The 23,276-nt window shown below is 67.1% G+C and carries 18 protein-coding genes and 2 tRNA genes; 14 read left to right on the top strand and 6 right to left on the bottom strand.

The features are described 5' to 3' along the window. Positions 1–93 precede the first annotated feature (93 nt). Entirely contained in the window at positions 94–1,197 is a 1,104-nt protein-coding gene (gene rnd, locus FOF45_RS17520) for a ribonuclease D (RefSeq protein ID WP_158987704.1), read from the top strand. A gap of 3 nt (positions 1,198–1,200) precedes the next feature. On the opposite strand, the gene ppk2 is transcribed toward rnd, so the two are convergent. Beyond that, complete coding sequence (gene ppk2 / locus FOF45_RS17515; RefSeq protein WP_158987702.1) at positions 1,201–2,175, bottom strand: polyphosphate kinase 2; 975 nt, start codon at positions 2,173–2,175, stop codon at positions 1,201–1,203. Positions 2,176–2,326: 151 nt separating this feature from the next. Here ppk2 and FOF45_RS17510 point away from each other — a divergent pair. Both FOF45_RS17510 and FOF45_RS17505 read left to right on the top strand, forming a co-directional pair. Continuing rightward, positions 2,327–2,402, top strand: a tRNA-Ala gene (locus FOF45_RS17510). A 226-nt stretch (positions 2,403–2,628) separates the two neighbouring features. After that, on the top strand, positions 2,629–3,621 hold the full coding sequence (locus tag FOF45_RS17505) for a serine hydrolase domain-containing protein (RefSeq protein WP_425481965.1): 993 nt from the start codon (positions 2,629–2,631) through the stop codon (positions 3,619–3,621). Between the two features lie 10 nt (positions 3,622–3,631). On the opposite strand, the gene FOF45_RS17500 is transcribed toward FOF45_RS17505, so the two are convergent. The 5 genes from FOF45_RS17500 to FOF45_RS17480 form a co-directional block, all read right to left on the bottom strand. Then, on the bottom strand, positions 3,632–4,345 hold the full coding sequence (locus FOF45_RS17500) for a M15 family metallopeptidase (RefSeq protein WP_345476086.1): 714 nt from the start codon (positions 4,343–4,345) through the stop codon (positions 3,632–3,634). A 13-nt stretch (positions 4,346–4,358) separates the two neighbouring features. Then, complete coding sequence (locus FOF45_RS17495) at positions 4,359–5,933, bottom strand: serine hydrolase domain-containing protein (RefSeq protein ID WP_158987696.1); 1,575 nt, start codon at positions 5,931–5,933, stop codon at positions 4,359–4,361. Beyond that, a complete protein-coding gene (gene lysA, locus FOF45_RS17490; protein ID WP_233264250.1) occupies positions 5,923–7,188 on the bottom strand; it encodes a diaminopimelate decarboxylase in 1,266 nt (421 codons plus the stop codon). The genes FOF45_RS17495 and lysA overlap by 11 nt, the downstream gene beginning before the upstream one ends. Before the next feature lie 136 nt (positions 7,189–7,324). After that, positions 7,325–10,372 carry a TonB-dependent receptor gene (locus FOF45_RS17485; protein ID WP_158987692.1) on the bottom strand — a complete coding sequence of 1,016 codons (3,048 nt, stop codon included), beginning with the start codon at positions 10,370–10,372 and terminating at the stop codon, positions 7,325–7,327. Positions 10,373–10,425: 53 nt separating this feature from the next. Continuing rightward, complete coding sequence (locus FOF45_RS17480) at positions 10,426–11,847, bottom strand: transglutaminase-like domain-containing protein (RefSeq protein WP_158987690.1); 1,422 nt, start codon at positions 11,845–11,847, stop codon at positions 10,426–10,428. A 361-nt stretch (positions 11,848–12,208) separates the two neighbouring features. Here FOF45_RS17480 and FOF45_RS17475 point away from each other — a divergent pair, with 361 nt between their 5' ends. The 11 genes from FOF45_RS17475 to FOF45_RS17425 all read left to right on the top strand — a co-directional run. Further along, entirely contained in the window at positions 12,209–13,606 is a 1,398-nt protein-coding gene (locus FOF45_RS17475) for a C40 family peptidase (protein ID WP_158987688.1), read from the top strand. Positions 13,607–13,652: 46 nt separating this feature from the next. Next, on the top strand, positions 13,653–14,750 hold the full coding sequence (locus FOF45_RS17470) for a dipeptide epimerase (protein WP_158987686.1): 1,098 nt from the start codon (positions 13,653–13,655) through the stop codon (positions 14,748–14,750). A gap of 11 nt (positions 14,751–14,761) precedes the next feature. After that, entirely contained in the window at positions 14,762–15,610 is an 849-nt protein-coding gene (locus FOF45_RS17465; RefSeq protein WP_158987684.1) for a MurR/RpiR family transcriptional regulator, read from the top strand. A gap of 17 nt (positions 15,611–15,627) precedes the next feature. Further along, positions 15,628–16,407: a L,D-transpeptidase family protein gene (locus FOF45_RS17460; protein WP_158987915.1), complete on the top strand. Its 780-nt coding sequence runs from the start codon at positions 15,628–15,630 to the stop codon at positions 16,405–16,407. Between the two features lie 57 nt (positions 16,408–16,464). Then, complete coding sequence (locus FOF45_RS17455) at positions 16,465–17,727, top strand: dicarboxylate/amino acid:cation symporter (RefSeq protein WP_158987682.1); 1,263 nt, start codon at positions 16,465–16,467, stop codon at positions 17,725–17,727. Positions 17,728–17,816: 89 nt separating this feature from the next. Beyond that, positions 17,817–17,893: transfer RNA gene (locus FOF45_RS17450), tRNA-Arg, on the top strand. Positions 17,894–17,970: 77 nt separating this feature from the next. Beyond that, a complete protein-coding gene (gene amaB / locus FOF45_RS17445) occupies positions 17,971–19,503 on the top strand; it encodes an L-piperidine-6-carboxylate dehydrogenase (protein ID WP_158987680.1) in 1,533 nt (510 codons plus the stop codon). Positions 19,504–19,512: 9 nt separating this feature from the next. Continuing rightward, positions 19,513–20,571 (top strand): quinone-dependent dihydroorotate dehydrogenase, encoded by a 1,059-nt coding sequence (locus tag FOF45_RS17440; protein WP_158987678.1) that lies wholly within the window; start codon positions 19,513–19,515, stop codon positions 20,569–20,571. Between the two features lie 31 nt (positions 20,572–20,602). Continuing rightward, positions 20,603–21,643, top strand: a complete 1,041-nt coding sequence (gene murB, locus FOF45_RS17435) for a UDP-N-acetylmuramate dehydrogenase (protein ID WP_158987676.1) — start codon at positions 20,603–20,605, stop codon at positions 21,641–21,643. Positions 21,644–21,697: 54 nt separating this feature from the next. Beyond that, positions 21,698–22,567 (top strand): DMT family transporter, encoded by an 870-nt coding sequence (locus tag FOF45_RS17430; RefSeq protein ID WP_158987914.1) that lies wholly within the window; start codon positions 21,698–21,700, stop codon positions 22,565–22,567. Positions 22,568–22,695: 128 nt separating this feature from the next. Beyond that, positions 22,696–23,276 (top strand): type IV secretion system protein (locus FOF45_RS17425; RefSeq protein ID WP_199244585.1); only part of this gene is annotated, 581 nt, incomplete at its 3' end.

The following is a 23,276-nucleotide window of genomic DNA, read 5'->3' as shown; positions in this document are numbered from 1 at the left end:
CGGCCTTCACGAGCCTCGCCCCCGGGAGCGTCGAAAGTAGGCTATTGTCGCCCGCCCCGGCAACCTCGCCGCCTGTCCATTCGCCCGTCCGATATGCCCGTCGCCTGGATCACCGACCCCGCCGAACTGCGCTCCCGCTTCGCCACGCGACCGGCACGCATCGGTCTGGACACGGAGTTCATCCGCGAACGCACGTACTGGCCGCAACTGGCGCTGGTGCAGATCGCGCTGGAAACCGACGGTGGCGAACCGGACATCCTGCTGATCGATCCCACCGCGCGCGGGATCACCGAAGCACTGGCGCCGATCCTCGCCGACGAATCCATCGTCAAGGTGATGCACAGCCCCAGCGAGGACCTGGTGGCGTTCCGCCATGCCTGCGACGTGGTGCCCAAGCCGCTGTTCGACACGCAGCTGGCCGCGGCGCTGGCGGGCGTCGGCGGTGGCCTCGGGTACCAGAAGCTGGTGGAACAACTCACCGGAATCGTGCTGGCGAAGGGCGAAACGCGCTCGGACTGGTTGCGCCGGCCGCTGTCGGACTCGCAGCTCGAATACGCCGCGGACGACGTGCGCCACCTGTTCGAACTGCACGACCAGCTCGACCAGCGCCTGGACATGCTCGGCCGCCGCGAATGGCTGGCCGAGGACGCCGCACGCACCGTGCACAACGCGCAGACCGAATCGGGCGAACGCTGGCCGCACGCGTCGATGCGCAGCGCGCAGTTCCTCGATCGCGACGCGCAGTTGCGCCTGCTTCGACTGCTGCGCTGGCGCGATGCCTACGCGCGCGACAACGATCGCCCGCGCACCTGGATCCTCGACAACGAGCTGGCCGTGGGCTTGGCGCGCAATCCGCCGATCGACCGCGCCGGCCTGCAACGAGCGCTCGATGCGCATCCGAAGTCGCCGCGCAAGCTCGGCGACGCGATCTGGACCGCGCTCAACACGCCGCTCGACGACGAAGCGCAGGCGCCCGATACCGCCGTCGCCGAAAACCGCGACAAGCAGCGCCTGCGCAAGCTGCAGGACGTGGTCGCCGCACGCAGCGCGGAACTGGGCCTGCCCGACGGCGTGCTCGCGTCGCGCCGCTGGCTGGAAGCTTTGATGGATCAGGGCGAATGGCCCGACGCGCTCGCCGGCTGGCGGCGCAAGGCACTCGAACCGGGCCTCGCGCCGCTGCTCACCGACCCGCGCTGATCCTCAGGCCGGCTCGAACGTCCGGCGCTGGCGACCCTCGCCCTCCGGCAACAAGAGTCGTTCGCCGTCCTCGTAAACGCGCGAGGCCGGACCGACGATGAACGGATCCGGCGCGCGCACCACCCCACGATCCTGTGCGGTGTAGTGGAACGTGTTGAGCACCGCGCGCATTGCGTTCACCCGCGCCCGCTTCTTGTCGTCGGAACGGATCACCGTCCACGGTGCATCGGGCGTGTCGGTGGCGATGAACATCGCTTCCTTGGCCCGCGTGTATTCGCTCCACTTGTCCAGCGATGCCAGATCGACGGGCGAAAGTTTCCACTGCTTCAGCGGATCCTTCTTGCGACCCGCGAAACGGCGGCGCTGCTCCTCGCGACTCACCGAGAACCAGAACTTGAACAGTCGCACGCCGCTGCGCACGAGCATGCGTTCGAAATTCGGGCACTGGTGCATGAACTCCAGATACTCGTCGGTCGTGCAGAACCCCATCACCCGCTCCACACCGGCGCGGTTGTACCAGGAGCGGTCGAACATCACGATCTCGCCCGCCGCTGGCAGGTGCTCGACGTAGCGCTGGAAATACCACTGCGAACGTTCGATCTCGGTCGGCTTCTCCAGCGCGACCACGCGTGCGCCACGCGGGTTCAGGTGCTCCATGAACCGCTTGATCGTGCCGCCCTTGCCCGCCGCATCGCGCCCCTCGAACACGATCACCACGCGCTGGCCGGTCTCCTTCACCCAGGCCTGGAACTTGAGCAGTTCGATCTGCAATTGGCGCTTCTCGCGCTCGTAGCGGCGCCGCGACATCCGGGCGCGCTGGACGGGTTCGGCAGGATCGTTGGACGGCGCCGGCCGCTCGGCGAGCACCGGCGTGCCGGATCCGGCATCCGCGGTCCCGGGATCCCGTGTCTGAGCGGCGTGGGATTCGGCGTCGCGGTTGGATTCAACCGGACCGGGCGTGGCGGCGGACGTGTGCATCGGGGATTCCTCATGGACAGGCCGCCACTGTCCGACCCGCCGCCCAGGCACCGCTTGACGACGATCAACCCGCCCCAGCCAATAAGAAAAAGCCGCATTCCGCCCGGGGCTGGCGCCGTGCGCGATCGCCCGCTAGAATTTGTACCTTCGTGGGGCGGTAGCTCAGCTGGGAGAGCGTCGCGTTCGCAATGCGAAGGTCGGGAGTTCGATCCTCCTCCGCTCCACCACTCATCCAGCCTTGAAAGCCTCGGGAGCTCGCCTTCCGGGGCTTTCCTGCTTCTGGGGCGCGGGCGTCATGTCCCCCGCGAGGTGGGATGCCGACAGCTGTCGCGAAGACTCGTAGCCACCGCATACACAGCGCAGTCGGCCCGCTACCATCCACCGATGCGCACCCCGGCCTGGCTCATCGGATCCGCCCTGCTGCTTGCCGGTTGCGCGAGTGGAGGCCCACGAATGCAGCACGATATCGACGCGCTGATGCGCGCCTACGACGGCAAGGTTCCGGGCGCTTCGGTGCTGGTGCTGCGCGACGGTGAAGCACTGGTCCGGCGCAGCTACGGACGTGCCGATCTCGAAGCCGGCATCGCGGCGACGCCGACGACGAACTACCGTCTCGCGTCGGTGAGCAAGCAGTTCACTGCCGCTTCGATCCTGCTGCTCGCTCAGGACGGGAAACTTACACTGGACGATCCGGTCCGGCGCTGGCTGCCATCACTGCCGGCCGTGGCGGATGCGATCACGCTCCGACAACTGCTCACGCACACATCCGGGCTGATCGACTATGAGGACGTCATGGATGCGACCGATACACGCCAGGTCCACGACGCCGATGTGCTGCACCTGCTCGAAGCGCAGGATCGGACCTACTTCGCGCCCGGCCACGGCTACCGCTACAGCAACAGCGGTTACGCGCTGCTCGCACTGATCGTCGAACGCGCGTCCGGCCAGCGCTATGCGGACTTCCTGCGCACACGCATCTTCGTGCCGCTGGGCATGCTCGATACGGTGGCGTTCGAGGACGGGATCTCGAGCGTGACGCATCGCGCCTACGGATACAGTTTCGAGGACGGTACGTGGCAGCGCACCGACCAGAGCACGACCAGCGCCGTGCTCGGCGACGGCGGCATCTATTCGTCGATCGACGATCTCGCCCGCTGGGATGCCGCGCTCTACGACCAGCGCCTTCTCAGCGCGGATTCGTTGCGGCAGGCCTTCATGCCCGCGACGAAGACCGACGAAGACGACGTCGAGTACGGGTTCGGCTGGCGCATCACCGGCGAAACGCTGTGGCATTCCGGCGAGACCATCGGCTTCCGCAACGTGATCGTGCGTTATCCCCGGCAGCACCTGACCGTGGTCGTACTGACCAACCGCAACGAACCCGAACCCTACGAAATGGCGAAGAAGATCGCCGCGCTCGCGCTGGACCGCGTCGCCGCGGAGTGACGCGCCGGGTTCACTTCACCGGCACGTCGAAGTAGACGCCCGGCGATGGCTCGGGCGCGAGAGTGAAGTGCCACCACTCCATCGGGTAGTTCCGGAATCCCGCCTGCTGCATCGCCTGGCGCAGGCGGTCGCGATTGGCGCGCTGTTCCGGCGTCGCCAGCGGCGAATCGGTGTTGGCGCGCACGTCGAAGAAATCGAAATCGGTGCCCATGTCGAGCGCGTGGCAAGCGGCTCCGGCGGTATCGCACTGGAGCAGCGTCAGATCCACGGTCGCACCGCGACTGTGACCCGAACGCGGCGAGATGTAGCCGTTGAGCAGCTCGCGCTTGTCGAGATCCGGGTAATGACGCGACTTGGTCGTCTGATCGTCGAGATCGTGCGCCCAGGCGACGAAATGCCGCACCGCGCGCGCGGGCCGATAGCAATCGAACACGCGCAGGCGCATGCCCTGTTCGCGCAGCGATCGCTCGGCCTGTGCCAGTGCCTGCGCGGCGGGATCGAGCAGCCGGCATTTCGGCGCCTCGTAACCGTCCACGCGCGCGCCGACGAAATTGTTGCTGCCGGCGTAACGGATATCGAGCTCGATGTCGGGCACGAGCGAGCGGATGTCGACCAGCCCGGCCTGCGCTGGCTCGGTCGCGGGCGAAAGTCGTGCTTGCGGCGCAGTCGCGCAACCGGCCACGGCTGCGATCGCCAGTAGCAACGAGGCAGCTCCTGCCTTCATGCGCTCGGGCAACTCACGGTCGCGCACACTCGCCGACGCGCTGGAACGCCAGGTCTTCATAGTCGTAGCTGAAGTCCGCCTGCGGATCGACCTTGCTCATGCGCAACTGCGTTCCGTCGGCCTGAGGGGCGAAATCCAGCCACGCCTCGGCATCGACGCTGGCATCGTCCCAGTCCACCAGCCATCCGGCTCCGACCTTCTGTACCACGCCGGTGAGCACCGGCGATTTGATCGAACGAAAGCGCACCACGTTTCCGTCCGCGCATAACCGTGCCTCACCGAACCACGGATCGCGATACACACCAAACCGCGACGCGAACTCCTTCGCCGTCGCCTTGCGCCGCGCCGACGTATCCGGTGCCTTCTGCGCGGCCGGACGCGCGGCGTCCTCACGTGCCAGTTCGCTGGCGTAGTGCGCGGCGTCCAGTCGCGCGGCGGGACGGGTGTAATGCTTGACCAGCACCTGGCTCAGCACGGTGCGCGCGTCCTCGCCTTCGCCGTTGATCAGGATGACGAAGCCCACGCCTTTGTCCGGCAGCATCGTCACCGCGGAATACATGCCCATCAGCGTGCCGGTGTGCGCGACCTTGAACGCGCCGTCGACGTCGGCGAGGCGCCAGCCATAGCCGTAAGCGGAGAAATGGCTGTTGTCCCATTCGCGCATCCGCTTCGACAGCGGCATCTGCATCTGCGGCGCCCACACGGCTTCGCGCTGTTCCTTCGACAGCCACTGCACCGTCGCGGGCGACGGCTTCAGCCATGCCGTGACCCAGTGCAGCATGTCGTCGAGGCTGCAGCGCACACCGCCAGCGGGATCCATCGTCGTGGCCGGCACGATGTCGCCGTCGCTGCGTACCGGCACGTTGCGTTCGCCCTGTCGCATGTGCGGCTGCGCGACGTTGCCGACCTGCGCGCGATTCCACTGTCCGACCTGGCATCGCGACATGCCCAGCGGCACGAACACCTCGCGCCGCACCAGCGATTCGTACGGCGCGCCACCCGCGGCGGCGGCGACCTCTCCGGCGACGATGTACAGCAGGTTGTCGTAGTCGTAGCCGGAACGGAAACTCCGCTGCGGTTTCAGGTAGGCGAGTCCGTGGATGATGTCGGTGCGGGTGAACGTGTTCGGCTCCGGCCACAGCATCAGATCGCCCGCGCCCGCGCGCAGCCCGCTGTTGTGGATCAGCAGGTCGCGCACCTGCATCTCGCGACCGACCCACGCATCGTTCATGCGGAACTGCGGCAACCATTTCGTCACCGGATCGTCCCAGCGCAGCTTGCCCGCATCGACCAGTCGCGCCAGCGTCGCGGTGGTCATCGATTTGGTATTGGACGCGACCTTGAACAACGTCTGCCGGTCGATGGCCTCGCCGCTGCCGGCGATGCGCTCGCCGGTCGTGCGCGTGTAGACGACCTGTCCGTCCTCGACGATGCCCAGCGCCAGCCCCGGCAACCGGTAACGCTGCACGACTGCGTCGAATGCGGCATCGACAACGACGCGATCGGTCTGCGCCGCCGAAGCGAGTAGCGGCGCGAAGGCGAGCAACGCGCCGAAGCAGGCGCGGCGGAGACCCGACTCAGGTTTCATTCCATGCCTGCGGTAGTTGTTCCCCGGCCACCATCTCGGCGAAGGACTGGCGACGACGGATGACCGCGTAGCGGCCGTCGTCGAGCAGGACCTCGGCAGTCAGCGGCCGCGAGTTGTAGGTGGATGCCATCGACGAACCGTACGCGCCGGCACCGCCGATCATCAACAGGTCGCCCGCCCGGCAACGCGTCATGGCACGGTCGCGGGCGAAGGTATCACCGGTCTCGCACACGGGACCGACGACGTCGTAGCGCGCGGGCTCGCGGCGGTCGTGCAGCGGCACGATGTCGTGCCATGCCTCGTACAGCGAGGGCCGCAGCAAGTCGTTCATTGCCGCGTCGACGACCAGGAACTCCCGTTCGCCAGCGGATTTCACCCGGATCGCGCGCGTGAGCAGGATCCCGGCCTCACCGACCAGGTACCGCCCGGGCTCGAGCACCAGCGTGCCGTTGAAGCTGGCGAAGATCTCGCGCACCAGCGCCGCGTATTCGTTCACGTCGACCGGGCGGTCAAGGCCCGCGCGATACGACACGCCGAGGCCGCCGCCGATGTCCACGCTGCGGATCTCGTGCCCAGCCTCGACCAGTTCGCGACGGAAGTCCTCCACGCGCCGTAGCGCTCGACGGAAAGGTTCGAGACTGAGGATCTGCGATCCGATGTGCGCGTGCAGCCCATCCAGTCGCAAGTGCGCACTTCCCGATGACTGCACGAACCAGCGTCGGGCCTCGTCGATCGACACGCCGAACTTGTTCTCGGCCTTGCCGGTGGAGATCTTGGCGTGCGTCTGCGCATCGACGTCCGGATTGATGCGAACCGCGGCGCGCGCGCATGCGCCCTGCTCTTTCGCCACCTGCTCCAGCAGCGCGAGCTCGTCCGCGGACTCGACGTTGAAGCGCCACACGCCCACTGCCAGTGCCTTGCCGATTTCCTCGCGCGTTTTGCCCACGCCGGAAAACACGATGCGTTCGGCCGGGATGCCGGCAGCCAGGCTGCGCTGCAGCTCGCCGACGGAGACGATGTCCGCACCGATTCCCTGGTGTGCCATCAACTGCAGGATCGCAATATTGGAGTTGGCCTTCACCGCGTAACAGATGCGGTGATCGAGGCCGTCGAACGCTGTCTGCAGACCGGCGATGCGTTGGCGGATCGCATTGGCAGAGTATGCGTAGAAAGGCGTCTGGATCGCCGCGGCCAGTGCGTGCAGGTCGACGCCGTCGAACGTTCTGGATGCGGCCACGTCCGCGATTGCCGTCATTGCCTTGCCTTCAACCACACTCATGTCGTCGTATCCATTGCATGCCGTCGATGCGATGCGGGCGCCTGCTTTCGCAGCACGCCCGCCAGTCCATCGAGGCCGGGCCGCGTGCACCGCCCGGCGTTCGCGACATCGATCAGAAGCGCCAGCTCACCACCAGCTGCGCGTAGCGCGGCGACTGCCACCGCGTGCCCTCCTCGAAGTACGGACGGTAGACACCCGGCGCGGCCTCGTAGCGAGAGTGGATGTTGACCTTCTCCTGGTTGTTGGTCAGGTTGAAGACAGTGAACCGCACCTGCAGGTCGGTCGTCTCCACCGGCAACTTCCAGGTCACGTTGGCGCCCAGGGTCCAGGTCCACGGCAGGGTTCCGTAGGCGCCGCGCGGCGTGTACTCGAGTACGCGGTCCGCGTACGTGTACGCAACGCCGGTGACCGGATCCCGGCCGGAACATCTATCCACGCAGATCCAGCCCGATCCGCCGCTGCCAAACTCATTGGTGAAGCTGCCAGCCGCGGTGCTGTCGTTCGGCCATACGACGCCGAAGGCCGTCACGGGACCGCCCGACTGCGCCTGCAGATTGGCGCCAAACGTCCACTGCTCGTTGAGTGCGTAGCTGCCGCGCACCTTGATCTGGTGGCGGTGGTCGTTGAAAAGGTAGCCGTAGCGCTCGTTGTTGGCCGGGTGATCCCAGTGCTGGACCATGCCGGTATCGCCATACCCCAGGTCCGAATTTACTGGGCCTTCGAAGTTGCCTTCCGACTTGGACCACAGGTAGGAGGCATTGAACGCCCACTTCTCGTCCCATGCGCGATCGATCTGGAATTCCACTGCCTTGTATGTGCGCTCCGGATCGTAGTAGCCGATGACCTCGCCACTGCCGCCCTTGCGGTAGCCGTCCTTCGAGGTGTCGATGGTGATCCAGCCCTCGGCCGCGCAGCCGATGCTTTCGTCGCCCCAGATCGTCAGGTTCTCGCCGGGATTGCCGATCGGGAACAGCGTGCTGCCGGTCGGTCCGCATGGTGTGTGGTTGATGCGGATGTCGTCGAGCGCCCGTTCCATGCGGCGGTACGTGCCATTGACGCCCCAGGACCACGCCGGATCGAGCATGGCCTGGTAGCCCAGGATGAACTCGTCCTGGTAAACCGCCTTGATGTCGCGGTCCACGCTCTGGCGCAGGTCGCCCCCGCCGACGTTCAGGCGGTCGTCCACCGGGCCGATCTGCGGGCCGAGCACGGGCGCCAGGTAAGCAGCGCCGGTGACCGGATTGGTCTGCTGGCTCCATCCATTGAGAGCGTAGTAGGTGTGCTCGTCGATCAGGCCACCAGCGAACGATACGTTGATGTTGTTGGTGACGGGCAGGTAGTAACGGCCCAGGTTGCCGTACAGCTTGGTGCTGCCATCACCCTTCATGTCCCACGAGAAGCCACCGCGCGGCGCAATCATGTCGTCAATCTTGATGAAGCTGTCGCCGGCCGCCGTGCGGTTGTCGAAGCTGTCCCAGCGCACGCCAAGGTTGAGCAGCAAGTTGGGCGTGACGTTCCAGTTGTCCTCGATGTAGAAGGCATTGGCCTCCGTCTCGAACGTACCGCCCAGCAGGCGCCTGCGCGCGTCGATGGCCTGGGTGACGCCTGCCGGCACGAATGCGCCCGACGTGTCCCAGATCTCCTGGCCGGGTACGACGGTGATGGCGGTGTAGGTCTGACCCTCCGGGCCCGGATAGCGCGAGGACTGCTCGGTGGTCATCAGTTCGCGATCGAAACCGAAGCGGAGCAGGTGATCCCCCAGGCTCCATTCGAAGTCCAGGCGCGAGGCTTCGCGTTCGTCGTCCCGGTTGACCACCGAGTTTCCGGTCGGATGGCAGCCAAGCACCGGCCTGCCCATCGAGTTGTAGATCGTCGAGTAGCTGGAGCCGGCCGTCACCCGGCTGCACTGTTCATCCAATGCCGAACGCACGAAACTGCTGCGATTGTTGATGCCGTACATCGCCTTGGCGACGAAGTTCTCGGTCATGTGACCGGTGTAGGTGAGCGACCAGTTGTCGCCACCCGTCGTGGAGAAGCTGTCGCCCTGGTAGGCGCCGATCTCGCCCGTGGCGAAGACGTAGTTGTACGCCGCCGCCTCCGTATCGGACTTGTCGGAGAAGGCCAGTACTTCAAGCAGGTGGTTGTCGGTGATGTTCCAGTCCAGCTTGGCGCCCCAGAACCCGTCGTTCGTGTCGCTGTCAGTCCAGGTGTTGCCGGGGTCGTTGGTGTTGCGCTCGCCGGTGTCGCGCTGCTCGTACATCGCGAACAGGAACAGGCGGTCGCGCACCAGCGGGCCGGATCCCCAGACGTTGGCCTTGGTGAACTGCTGGGTGTCACGGCTGGCCAGCGCATGCACGGTGCCGTCCGAGTGGTACTGATCATCGGCCGAGGACCGCATGGCGGCTGGCTCGAACGTGATCTCCACGCCACCTTCGACTTCGTTGGTGCCCGAACGCGTGATCGTGTTGACCACGCCACCGGTGCTGCGGCCGAACTCCACCGAATAGCCGCCGGTCTTGACCTGGAACTCGCGGTAGAACGCGAACGGAACGCTGGAGAAGCCCTGTCGCGTGTAGAAGTCGGTGACGTTGAGGCCGTTGATGTAGACGGCGTTCTCGGCCACCGAGGAACCGCTGAAGGTCAGGCCGCCGAACGTCGCGTTGCCGGCCTGCACGCCCGGGGCGAGCTGGACGACCGCTTCGATGCTCTGCTGCACCGGCAGACGTGCGAGTTCCTCACGGGTGATGTTGGTGGCCGTTTCGGTCGAGCTGACGTCCACGCGGTTGACCACGCGCGAGCCGACGACCTGCACCGATTCGAGGTTGACGACACTGCCGGAGCTGCCCAGGTTGACCGTCGTCGTGTTGCCCAGCGAGACGTTCACCGCCACCGCGTCGCCGACAGCTTGCCCCGAGCGGTTCACCTGCAGGCTGTAGTCGCCCACCGGCAACTGGCCCAGGCGATAAGTGCCATTGGCATCGACAGTGGCCGTGCGGCTCAGGCCGGTGGCCTTGTTGACCACGGTGATCTGGTCGCCAGCACTGGCCCGACCCGCGACCGAACCGGTGACGTTCTGTGCCATCGCCAACGGCGCCATCGACGCCATGCACGTGCCCAATGCCAGGCACAGCGCTGCCTTACGCAAAACCTTGCCGCTCATTCCCCTCTCCCCTCTCTCACAAGGTTGAAATGCAAAAGAAAACTGGTTGACCTTCAACGCGTCGCCGGCAGCACCTGTGCGGCGAACGCGTAATCCCACTGGTCGAAGTAGAGGTTGCCCCCTGCCCACTCCACTTCGCCGCGTTGCGAGTCCACGGTCTCGGACCGGAAATGCCGTTTCGCCGGAACGAAATCCGTTCCGTAGTCGTCGTTGAACGCGATGCGGTAGGCGTCCAGCCCGCCGAGATAGAACCATTCGACGTCCGGATCGCGCGCGTCCTTGAACTGGCCGGTGGTCACGTCCATCGGCACCCAGCCATAGGGCGCCAGATACAGCGCGCCCCAGTCGTGGAGGTTGTCGTAGCTGCCGTCGGAATAGACCATGCCCGACTGCCACTTCGACGGAATCCCGTTGAGCCGCAGCAGCGCCATCAGCAACAGCGTCTGCTGCCCGCAGTCGGCGTGGCCGGCATGCAGTGCGTAGTCGCTGATGTTGGTGATCGTCGAGTACTCGCGCGCACCGGCCCACGGAATCCGGTCCACCGCCTGGAACAGCTTCTGCGCGATGCGGTACGGGTTCTTCTCGTCGCCGACGACGCGCTGCGAGAACGCGCGCAGGTCGTCGGTGAAGACGATGTGCGGCGCACGCTCGGACAGGTACGGCGCAAGATCCGGGCGATCGCCCAGTGCGGTGACCTTGGCCGGATCGATGCGATGGTGCTGGCCGAAGATCGTCAGCTCGTATGTGATCGAGAACGTCGTCGGCTTGCCCTTCGTCGCCGCCTCTTCCAGGTACACCGTGCGCTGCATCGTCGATTCGGGTGCGATCGCATGCTTGTCCGGCACGCTGGACACGAAGCGGATATCTTCCTGCTGGCCCCGCAGCGAACGCGGATACGGAATCCACGCGCGCACGGTTTGACCGGTCGGCACCGCATCGGCATTCACGGAGATCGACTGGGTCACGCGCACGCGTCGCGGTGCGACGCTCGTGTCGCCACTGCTGCGCGACTGCGCGACGGCCTCGTCGTGGTAGGCGTTCGCGCTTTCCATCGGCCCTTCGGTGGGCTTGAACGGCGCGGCGCGACGCGCCACCGCCTCGGGGCTCACACGGAACAGGTTCGAGACGGATCGGCTGAAGTAGAACGGCTGCCCGTCGATCACCAGATGCTCGAGCTGGTTCGACGCGGTCCAGCGTGCGAACTCCTCGTCGCGCAAGTCCGGAATGCGTTCGCGCAGCTGCGCCTTCGCCTCGGCCTCGGTCAGGTCGAAATCCAGCCGCATGCGGCGCATACGTTCGCGCTGGAACTCCAGCGCATCACGGCTTTCGGCATCGACGCCGGGCCGTGCGAGCGCCTCGTCGATCCGCGCGGTCGCGTCGGCAAAACGGCCGGCGTCGATCTCCGCCATCGCAGCGGGAAGCGGTTGGGAGGTCGGAGCGGCACCGGCGGCCGCGGCGAGTGCGAGGGTCAGCATGGCCCCGGCGATCACGCGCGTTGGACGCGTGCCGGGCACTGGCGATTGCAGCGGTAACAAGGGACCGTCCACGTCGCAGCCGACTCACTGGGTGTCGATTTCATGGCTGTGTAACATGACTGGAGTACCCGGTCAATAATTTATTCTTGACTATCCAAGAAAAAGAAGTATCTATTCTGCCCAGCCGGCCGCCATCAATATCCGGCGGCCATGAGGGGACGCGATGATCGAACCGGGCAGGCTCAGCGACGCGGAATTCCCGCCGAGCCGCGGGCTGTTCGCGTCGGCACGGCCCGCCCCGCGGCCTCACACAAAGCCGGCGCGCACGCCGGTTTGCCCGCCCGACACCGGATTCCGTGCCATGCGACTGATCGCCACGCTCGCCGCCCTCGCCTTCCTGTCCTTCGCGACCCCGCAGGCGGCGGCGTTCGAACGCGCCTGGACCGTGCCCGATACCGGCGTCGTCGGCGTCGAGCGCGCGCAGCTGGACCCGGCGTTCTGGGTGCAGCGCCAGGCCGACGCCGACCGGGTGGTGATGGACGCCGCCGCGATCGCCGCGCAGAACGCGAAGCTGATGCAGCTCGACCGCAGCATGCACGACCTGCAGGCGCTGCCGGCCGAACTCGACCGCGCCCGCGTCGCCGGCTGGGTCGAAGGACTGTCGAAGCGCCCGACCCGCGCGATCTACGACGAGCGCGGGGAAATGCTCACGCGCGAGGCACTCGACGCGATCGTCGCGAACGCGCAGCCGCAGGCCATCCCGCAGCGACAGGAAACGCGCTACGGACTGGTGGTGCATCGCGCCGACCTGCGCACCTTCCCGACGCGCACCCGCGTGTTCAATTCCAGCGACGACCACGACATCGACCGCTTCCAGGAAAGCGGCCTGTTCCCGGGCGATCCGGTGGTGATCGCGCACGAAAGCCGGGACGGCGAGTGGTGGTTCGTGGTCAACACGCGCTACGCAGCGTGGATCGAGAAGCGCTTCGTCGCGCAGGGTAGCGCCGATCAGGTGTTCGGCTACGGCCGCAAGACGCCCTATCGCATCGTCACCGGCGCGCGCGCGACCACTGTGTTCACGCCGGAAGAGCCGGCGGTGTCCGAACTTCAGCTCGACATGGGCGTGCGCGTGCCGCTGCTGGCGGACTGGCCGGTGGGACGTCCGGTCAACGGACAGCACGCCTACACGGCCGACGTGATCGAACTGCCCGTACGCGAAGCCGATGGGCGCCTGCGCTTCGCGCCTGCGCTGCTGCCGCGGCGCGAGCCCAGCGATGCGGACTATCTGTCGCTCAACAAGCGCAACCTGATCGAACAGGGCTTCAAGTTCCTCGGCGAGCGCTACGGCTGGGGCCACAGCTACAACGCCCGCGACTGCAGCGGCTTCGTCTCCGAGATCTACCGCAGCATGGGCGTGCAGCTGCCGCGCAACACCAGCGACCAGGCGGTAAGCCCGGCGCTCAACCGCATCGCCTTCGACGCGAAGGACGGCCGCGATCGCCGCGATCCGGCGGTGCGTGAACTCCAGGTCGGCGACCTGGTCTACATCCCCGGCCACGTGATGATGGTCATCGGCCAGATCGACGGGGAGCCCTACGTGATCCACGACACCACCGGCCTGACGTTCAAGGACGGCGACGGCAAGACCATGCGCGCGCGCACCAACGGTGTCACCGTTTCGCCGCTGTCGCCGTTGCTGTTCAACGAGAAACAGAGCTTCGTGGACCGCATCACCAACATCCAGCGCATCCGCCCGTAACCGGGCGCCGCCACCCTACCCGTACTCCATCCCTCGAACACGAAGAATGAAAATCACCGACATCCGATTCGGCATGCTGCGCGTACCGCTGAAGACGCCGTTCAAGACCGCGCTGCGCACGGTCGAAGCGGTGGAGGACATCGTGGTCGCGGTGCACACCGACACGGGCCAGATCGGCTACGGCGAAGCGCCGGCCACCGCAGTCATCACCGGCGACACCCACGGCTCGATCATCGAAGCGATCCGCAAGTTCATCGCGCCGCGCCTGATCGGCCAGGAAATCGCCAACCTCAACCGCATCACCCAGCTCATCCAGACCGCGCTGGAGAAGAACACCAGCGCCAAGGCCGCGGTGGAGATCGCGGTATACGACCTGTTCGGCCAGCTCTACGGCGTGCCGCTGTACAAGATGCTCGGCGGCGGCGATCCGGTGATCACCACCGACATCACCATCAGCGTGGATTACATCGACAAGATGGTGGCCGACTCGATCAGCGCGGTGGAACGCGGCTTCGAGTCGCTGAAGATCAAGGTCGGCAAGGACATCGGCGTGGACATCGAGCGGGTCAAGGCGATCTACGCCGCCGTCGAAGGCCGCGCCCTGCTGCGACTGGACGCCAACCAGGGCTGGACCGCAAAACAGGCCGTGCATGCGATCAACATGCTCGAGGACGCCGGCGTGCGCCTGGAGCTGGTCGAACAGCCGGTCAAGGCGCAGGACCTGGACGGCATGAAATACGTCACCGAGCGCGTCCACACGCCGATCATGGCCGACGAGAGCGTGTTCGGACCGACCGAGGTGATCGACCTGATCCGCATGCGCGCGGCCGACATCATCAACATCAAGCTGATGAAGACCGGCGGCCTGTCCAATGCGATCCGCATCGCCGACATCGCCGCGCTGTACGACGTGGAATGCATGATCGGCTGCATGCTCGAAAGCAGCATCAGCGTCGCCGCTGCCGTGCACCTGGCGGTGGCCAAGTCCAACGCGATCACCAAGGTGGATCTGGACGGACCGTCGCTGAGCGCGTTCAATCCGGTCGACGGGGGCGTCATCTTCAACGAGTCGGAAATCTCGGTGACCGACGCGCCCGGCCTGGGCATCCGCGAGATCCGCGGCCTGGAACTCCTTCCCGACTGAGTGGAGCGGGCATGTCGCCACTGCTGAAGATCCGCGCGGAACGCGACCAGATGTCGGCCATCGAACGGCGCATTGCGGACTTCCTGCTGGAGAACGCGCACCTGTTGCGCGACTACTCTTCGCAGCAGCTCGCCAACGCGCTCGGCATCAGCCAGTCGAGCGTGGTGAAGTTCAGCCAGAAGCTCGGATACAAGGGCTATCCGGACCTCAAGTACTCGATCGGGCAGGCGGTGGCGCGCGGCGACGGTGCCGAGGAAACCGGCACCGCCGACGTCCGTCGCGACGATCCGCATGCGGCGCTCGCCGAGAACCTGTGGCACCTCAAGGCGCTGGCCGAGGCCGAAACGCGGCTGATCAATCCGCCCGAACGCATCGACGCCATCGCCCATGCGATCCAGCAGGCCGGCAAGGTGTTCATCATCGGCCTGGGCGAGGACGGCATCCCGGCACGCGCGTTCGCCACGCGGCTGTCGATGCTCGGCGTGCTGACGGTGCACTACGTCGACGCGATGCTGATGCAGGCCGGCGTCTCCACCTGCGCGCGTGGCGACGTGCTGCTGGTGTTCTCCGAACACGGCCGCCAGCCGGCGCTGTGCCAGATCAGCCACCTGTTCCGCGAACGCGACGGCAAGGTCGTGTCGGTGACCCGGCATACGCCCAATCCGCTGCGCGCGCACGCCGATGCGGCCCTGCTGGTGTCCGCGCACGACGAGCGCCGCCATATCGAACCGTTGCTCTACCAGTCCGCATTGCAGCACCTGCTCGATCTGATCTTCGTGCTGCTGTGCGACGCGAGCGAGGAGCGCCGCATGCAGCTCGACCGCAATTTCGAGCGCATCCACGACCTGCTCGACAGCTGACCCACCCGAGGATGCCGATGCCTGCCGCCAAGACCCTGCTGCGTGCCTGCCTGATCCTGTCCGTGCTGTGCCTGGCGGCCTGCGCCACCGGCACGAGGAAGGCCGAGCTCGCATGGGCCGACGCCCAGCAGCTGGTGCTGGTGGTCACGCCGGACTGGGACGCCACCACCGGTTCGCTGCGTCATTTCGAGCGCGACGGAACGCGATGGCGCGAAGTCGGACAGGCCCAGCCCATCACCGTCGGCCGCAGCGGCTCGGCGTGGGGCGTCGGCCTGCATCCGGCGCAGTCGAACGGGCCGCAGAAGCGCGAAGGCGATGGCCGCGCGCCGGCAGGCGTGTTCCGCATCGGCACCGCGTTCGGTTACGCGGACCGCGCCGACACGGGCTGGCCGTATCAGGGCATGAACGCCTCGGACTGGTGCATCGACGTCAACGGCTCGCCGCTCTACAACCGCATCGTCGATTCGCGCGAAGTTGGCGAAGCGGCGGTGGCCGGTTCGAGCGAGCCCATGCGCCGCGACCTGCTCGCCAACGGCGACCAGCGCTACAAGCTGGGTTTCGTGATCGAACACAACCCCGACAACCGCAGCGGCGCGGGCAGTTGCATCTTCGCCCACCTGTGGAAGGCGCCCGGCGAGGCGACCGCCGGCTGCACCGCGATGGCGGAACCGGCGATGCAGGCACTGCTGGCGTGGCTGTCGCCGGCGCGGCGACCGGTCTTCGTGTTATTGCCCCATGACGAACTGGAACGACTGCGCCACGATTGGGCCCTGCCGCCGGCGACGCCGGCTCGATGAGAATATCGGGCCGGACATCGCGTCCGTCCCGACCCGCCCTTCCCTTCTGGATACCCGATGTCGAACACCGCCCGCGTCCTGCTCGCACTCTTCCTCGGCGCCGTGATCGGCCTTTTGCTGGCCTGGGGCGATCCCGTGCTGGCGGTGAAGGTGGCGGACCTGGTGGCGCCGGTGGGCCGGCTGTGGCTCAACGCGCTGCAGATGACGGTGGTGCCGCTGGTCGCCGCGCTGGTCGTGCTGGGCGTGAACCACGCCACGGACGCCGCCGCGTCGGGGCGCACCGCGCGCCGCGCGATCGTGACCTTCGTGGTGATCCTGAGCCTGTGCGCGGCCTACGCGGCGATCGTCGCGCCGATCCTGTTCTCGTTCGTGCCGCGCCAGGAAGGACTGGCCGAATCGCTGCGCGCGGCGACCGCCGGCGCGGCGCAGCTGTCGTTGCCCAGCTCGCTGGCCGAATGGTTCGCCGGGATCATCCCGAGCAATGCCATCGCCGCCGCTGCGCAGAGCGCGATGCTGCCGCTGGTGGTGTTCGCGCTGTTCTTCGGCTTCGGCCTGACCCGCATCGAGGCGACGCGCCGCAGCCGCGTGCTGGAACTGGTGCAGGGCATCGCCGACGTGATGATCGTGATCGTGCACTGGGTGCTGTGGGTCGCGCCGATCGGCGTGTTCGCGCTGGTGCTGGCGGTATGCGCGCGCGTGGGCCACGGCATGATCGGCGCGTTCGGCTGGTACATCGCGATCCTGTCGGCCATGTACCTGTGCGCGACCGCGCTGATGTACCCCATTGCCGTGCTGGCCGGGCGCGAACGCCTGCGCCGCTTCGCCTCGGCGATCGCGCCGGCGCAGGTCGTGGCGGCCAGCACGCAGTCGTCGCTGGCCTCGCTGCCTGCGATGATCGAATCCTCGCGCGAACGCCTCGGCCACCCGCTGAGCGTGACCTCGCTGGTCCTGCCGATGGCGGTGTCGCTGTTCCGCATCACCAGCCCGATCCAGTACATGGGCGTGGCGGCGTTCATCGCCTGGGCCTACGGCGTGGACCTGAGCGTCGCCCAGCTCGCGGCGGGCGCGGCGCTGGCGGTGGTGATCAGCATGGGCTCGGTCGGCCTGCCCGGGCAGGTCAGCTTCATGGCCACCAACATGCCGGTCACGCAAGCGATGGGCCTGCCGGTCGAACCGCTCGGCGTGCTGCTGGCCCTGGACACGATTCCCGACGTATTCGCCACGCTCGGCAACGTCACCGGCGATCTCACCGCGACCACCGTGGTCGCGCGCGGCCAGCCGGCGGACCCGGACGACGTTCCCGCCGGTCCCGCGGCCTGATCGGCGTGGTCCGCGCGCGCAAGTGCCACCACGGCCTCGAAAAACCCCGGCCCGGATCCGGCGCGTTCATGCGAAAATGCGCGGCTAATGGCCCCGTAGCTCAGCTGGATAGAGCGTCCCCCTCCTAAGGGGAAGGTCGCACGTTCGAATCGTGTCGGGGCCGCCATTGCGGCGAGCAATGCAATCGTCCCCGCGAAGCCCCCGCTTCCGGCCTGTTGCCCGCCCCGAACCCAGGAGCTTTCGATGACCCACCCCGTCCTCACCGCGCTCGGCCTGGCCGACACCGAATCCGGCACCTTCCTTGGCAGCGGCCAGTGGTCCGCTACCCGCGACGCCGGCGTGCTGGAGTCGGTCAACCCGACCAACGGAGAGGTGCTGGCGAAGGTCCACGCGTCCTCGCAGGCCGACTACGACACCATCGTCGAGCGCGCCCAGGCCGCCTACAAGGTGTGGCGCACCACCCCGGCACCGCGTCGCGGCGAAGCCATCCGCCTGTGCGCCGACGCGCTGCGCAAGCACAAGGACGCGCTGGGTTCGCTGGTCGCGCTGGAGATGGGCAAGTCCAAGCCGGAAGGCGACGGCGAAGTGCAGGAGATGATCGACATCGGCGACTTCGCGGTCGGCCTGTCGCGCCAGCTGTACGGCCTGACCATGCATTCCGAGCGTCCCGGCCACCGCATGTACGAGCAGTGGCATCCGATCGGCCTGGTCGGCGTGATCTCCGCGTTCAACTTCCCGGTCGCGGTGTGGGCCTGGAACTCGTTCATCGCGGCGATCTGCGGCGACATCACGATCTGGAAGCCCTCGCCCAAGACCCCGCTGTCGGCCATCGCGTCGATGAAGATCTGCAACGAGGCGCTGAAGGCCGGCGGTTTCCCGGACATCTTCTTCCTGTTCAACGACGCCGGCACCGAGCTCGCCTCGACCTTCGTCGACGACAAGCGCATCCCGCTGATCAGCTTCACCGGCTCGACCAAGGTCGGCCGCATCGTCGGCGAGCGCGTCGCGCGCCGCATGGGCCGCTCGCTGCTCGAGCTGGGCGGCAACAACGCGATCATCGTCGACCCCTCGGCCGACCTGAAGCTCGCCATTCCCGCGATCGCCTTCGGCGCGGTCGGCACCGCCGGCCAGCGCTGCACCACCACGCGCCGCCTGTTCGTGCACGAGTCGATCTACGACGACGTCCTCGCCAAGCTGATCGCCGCGTACAAGCAGGTCGAGAAGAAGATCGGCGATCCGACCGACCCGACCAACCTGATGGGCCCGCTCAACAGCCGCGACGCCGTGCAGGCCTACCTCGACGCCGTCGAGAAGGCCAAGGCGGCCGGTGGCAAGGTCGAGACCGGCGGTGCCGCGATCGACCGTCCGGGCAACTTCGTCCTGCCGACCATCGTCACCGGCCTGGGCAACGACGCGGAGATCGTCCAGCACGAGACGTTCGCGCCGATCCTGTACGTGATGAAGTACAAGAACCTGGACGACGCCATCCACATGCAGAACGACGTGCCGCAGGGCCTGTCGTCGTCGATCTTCACCCAGAACCTCAAGGCGGCCGAGGCGTTCCTGTCGGCGGCCGGCTCGGACTGCGGCATCGCCAACGTCAACATCGGCACCTCCGGCGCCGAGATCGGCGGTGCGTTCGGCGGCGAGAAGGAAACCGGCGGTGGCCGCGAATCGGGCTCCGATGCGTGGAGGGCTTACATGCGTCGCCAGACCAACACCATCAACTACTCGGACGCGCTGCCGCTGGCCCAGGGCATCAAGTTCGATCTCTGACGGACCGGCATGTACGGACTCGCGCGCCCCTTCCTGTTCGGTTTCGATGCGGAGACCGCCCACGGCGTCGCCCTCCAGGCGATGGAGGCCGCGTACCGCAGCGGCACGAGCGTGCTGCTGGCCCGCCGGCCCGCACCGCTGCCGACGCGCGCGTTCGGCCTGACCTTCCCCAACCCGGTCGGCCTCGCCGCCGGGCTGGACAAGAACGGCGCGCACATCGACGCGCTGCTCGCGCTGGGGTTCGGCTTCGTCGAGGTCGGCACGGTCACGCCGCGTCCGCAGGAAGGCAACCCGAAGCCGCGCATGTTCCGCCTGCCCGACCAGCAGGCCGTCATCAACCGGCTGGGTTTCAACAACGGCGGCGTGGACGCGCTGGTGCGCAATGTCGAGAAGGCCAAGCGCCGCAACGGCCTGCTCGGCATCAACATCGGCAAGAACAAGGACACGCCCAACGACTCCGCCGAGCTGGATTACCTGCTCTGCCTGGAGCGCGTGTACCCGCTCGCCGATTACGTCACCGTCAACATTTCCTCGCCCAACACCGCGGGCCTGCGTGAGCTGCAGGAAGAACAGGCGCTGCGCCGGCTGATCGGCACGCTGCGCGACGCGCAGGAGCGTCTTGCCGGCGTGCACGGCAAGCGCGTGCCGATGCTGGTGAAGATCGCGCCCGACCTCAGCGACGACGACGTAGAGGCCGCCGCGCGCGTGCTCGGCGACCTGCAGGTGGACGGCGTGATCGCCACCAACACCACGGTCTCGCGCATCGGTATCGAAGGTGCGCCGCACGCCAACGAGATCGGCGGCCTGTCCGGCAAACCACTGCTGGGCCAGGCCACTGCCGTGCTGCGCATGATGCGCACGCGCCTGCCCGAGGCGATCCCGATGATCGGCGTCGGCGGCATCCTCTCCGGCCCCGATGCGGCAGCGAAGATGGCCGCGGGCGCGACCCTGGTGCAGTGCTACACCGGTCTCGTCTACCGCGGACCGGGGCTGATCCACGAATGCGTCGAAGCCATGCGTCGCCGCAAGGAAGCTCCTAGTCGCGGCAACATGCCGCCGGTGGTATGAGCGCGATGCGCGAAACATCGCGGGACGACGCATGAGCGAGTCCGTCCGCGTCCTGCACGATGCCCCGCTGGAAACCCGCAACACCTTCGGTGTCGCCGCGACCGCCCCGCTGCTGGCGGACGTGCGCGATGCCGCCGCATTGCCCGAACTGCTGGCCCGCCCGGAATTCTCCGCGCGCGCGCCGCTGGTGATCGGCGGCGGCAGCAACCTGCTGTTCGCCGGCGATCCCGGCATGCCGCTGCTGGCGCTGACAGCGCACGGCGTGCGTATCGTCGCGGAACACGACGGCCACGCCATCGTCCGCGCCGACGCGGGCGTGCCCTGGCATGGCTTCGTCATGCGCACGCTCGCCGACGGCTTCGCCGGGCTGGAGAACCTGGCACTGATTCCCGGCACCGTCGGCGCCGCGCCGATCCAGAACATCGGCGCCTACGGCGTGGAAGTGCGCGAATTCGTGCACGCGGTGGAAGCGTTCGAACCGTCCACCGGCCAGGTGCATCGCCTCGATGCGCAGGCGTGCAAGTTCGCCTACCGCGACAGCGTGTTCAAACACGAGCCCGACCGCTTCATCGTCACTGCGGTGGAATTCGCGCTGTCGCGCGCGCCGTCGCTGAAGCTCGACTATGCCGGCATCGGCGACGAACTCATCGCGATGGGCATCGCTGCGCCGACGCCGCGCCAAGTCGCCGAAGCGGTCATCGCCATCCGTCGCCGCAAGCTGCCCGACCCGGCGGTGCTCGGCAACGCCGGCAGCTTCTTCAAGAATCCCATCGTGCCCGCCGCGCTGGTCGAGGCGTTGCAGGCGGAGTACCCGGCGATGCCGGTGTTCCGCGGCAGCGACGCCGACACGCGCAAGCTGTCGGCCGCGTGGTTCATCGATGCCTGCGGCTGGAAGGGCCATCGCGACGGCGACGCCGGCGTGGCGCCGACGCACGCGCTGGTACTGGTCAACCACGGCCGCGCCACCGGGCAACAGCTGCTCGACCTCGCCCGCCGCATCGCCGAATCGGTACAACGGCGCTTCAACGTCGCCATCGAACCCGAGCCACGGGTCATCGGTGCGGACTGGTAAGAGAACTCCGTGAGCGCGACGACGATCCACCATCCCCTTCGCGCCGCGGGCTTCATGCTCGCCAGCACGCTCTGCTTCGGCGCGATGGCGATCACCATCCGCCTCGCCTCGCACACGCTGCACACGTTCGAGATCGCGTTCTTCCGCAACCTGTTCGGCCTGCTCGCGGTGTTGCCGCTGGTGATGCGGGTGGACCCGGCCTCGCTGCGCACCACGCAGCTGTCGCGCTACTTCGTGCGTTGTTCGATCGGCATCTTCTCGATGCTCGCCGGCTTCTGGGCGATCGGCCACCTGCCTCTGGCGCAGGCGATCTCGCTGTCGTATTCCTCACCGGTGTTCGTGACCATCCTCGCCGTGCTGTTCCTGGGCGAACACGTGCGCGGCCGACGCTGGGCCGCCGTCGCGCTGGGCTTCATCGGTGTGCTGGTGATCGTGCGACCCGGCTCCACCGATTTCAGCGCCGGCACGCTGATCGCGCTGCTCGCCGCAGTGCTGAGCGCGGTGGTGGCGATCCAGATCAAGCAGCTCTCGCGCGTGGACGCCGCCAACACCATCGTCCTCTACACGTATCTGTTCTGGGTGCCGATCTCGATCGTGCCCGCGCTGTTCGTGTGGGAATGGCCGCAGGGCATCGCCTGGCTGTGGGTGATCGGCGCGGGCCTGTTCGGCACCGGCGGCCAGGTGCTGTGGACGCACGCACTCAAACTGGGTGAAGTTTCCGCGCTGACGCCGATCAGTTTCGTCCAGCTGCCGCTGGTGGCGCTGGTCGGCTGGTTGTGGTTCGGCGAGACGGTAGACGCATGGACCTGGGTCGGCGCCGGCATCATCCTCGCCTCGAACGCCTACATCGCCCACCGCGAAGCGGTGCTGCTGCGCAGGCATGCGACCACGGCACCTACGGAAGCGGCCAAGCCGGGCGAGTGAGTCGCGTCAGCAAGCCGAAGGTCATTCGCCTCCCTATGCGCTAGCAGTGCCGATAGTTCAGACGGTTCCTATGGACTGGCGGGCATGTGCACTCAACTCTGACCTTCCCGAAGAGGAAGGGCCACGGAATGGGCAAGGTGTTGACCGCCGGATTGATGGATGGCCTGAGCACCCAATGGGACGGCATCGGCCAGTGGCTCTACTACAAGGTCATCTTCGAGTTCCTGCATCAGGAAATCGATACGTTCCGCGACAACACGCTCCACGAAATGATGCGCTGGGTAGGCGGAAGCGCAGCGGTGATCGTAGTCCTGTGGCTGCTGTGGTACGGCTATCGCGTCCTGCAGGGGCGGGTTCACAACGCGATGGAAGGCATGGTGGATGCGGGCCGTGTCGCCTTCATCGTCACGCTGGCGCTGACGCTGACCCTCGGCAACGGTGACGTGTACAGCCTCCTGGTGAACGGGCTGCCGGGTGAGATCACCGTGGCATTGACGGGTGAAAGCAAGCATGCCGAGGACATGATCAACGCGAGCCTGGCGAAGATGGAAGCGGCGATGGTCGCCCTCGACGCCCTGAACCTCCACGACGGCAGTCAGAACCTGGAGACGGACAAGGATCGGGCTCAATGGCTGGCCGGCGTCGGCACGATTGGGCCGGCGCTGACGGGCGGCGCACTGCTGGTGATGTACCGCATGGCATTGGCGCT

The organism is Lysobacter panacisoli, assembly GCF_009765165.1.
Lineage (GTDB): Bacteria > Pseudomonadota > Gammaproteobacteria > Xanthomonadales > Xanthomonadaceae > Lysobacter_J > Lysobacter_J panacisoli.
The sequence above is the reverse complement of the archived record's forward strand: the minus strand, read 5'-3'. Positions and strand labels throughout refer to the sequence as shown.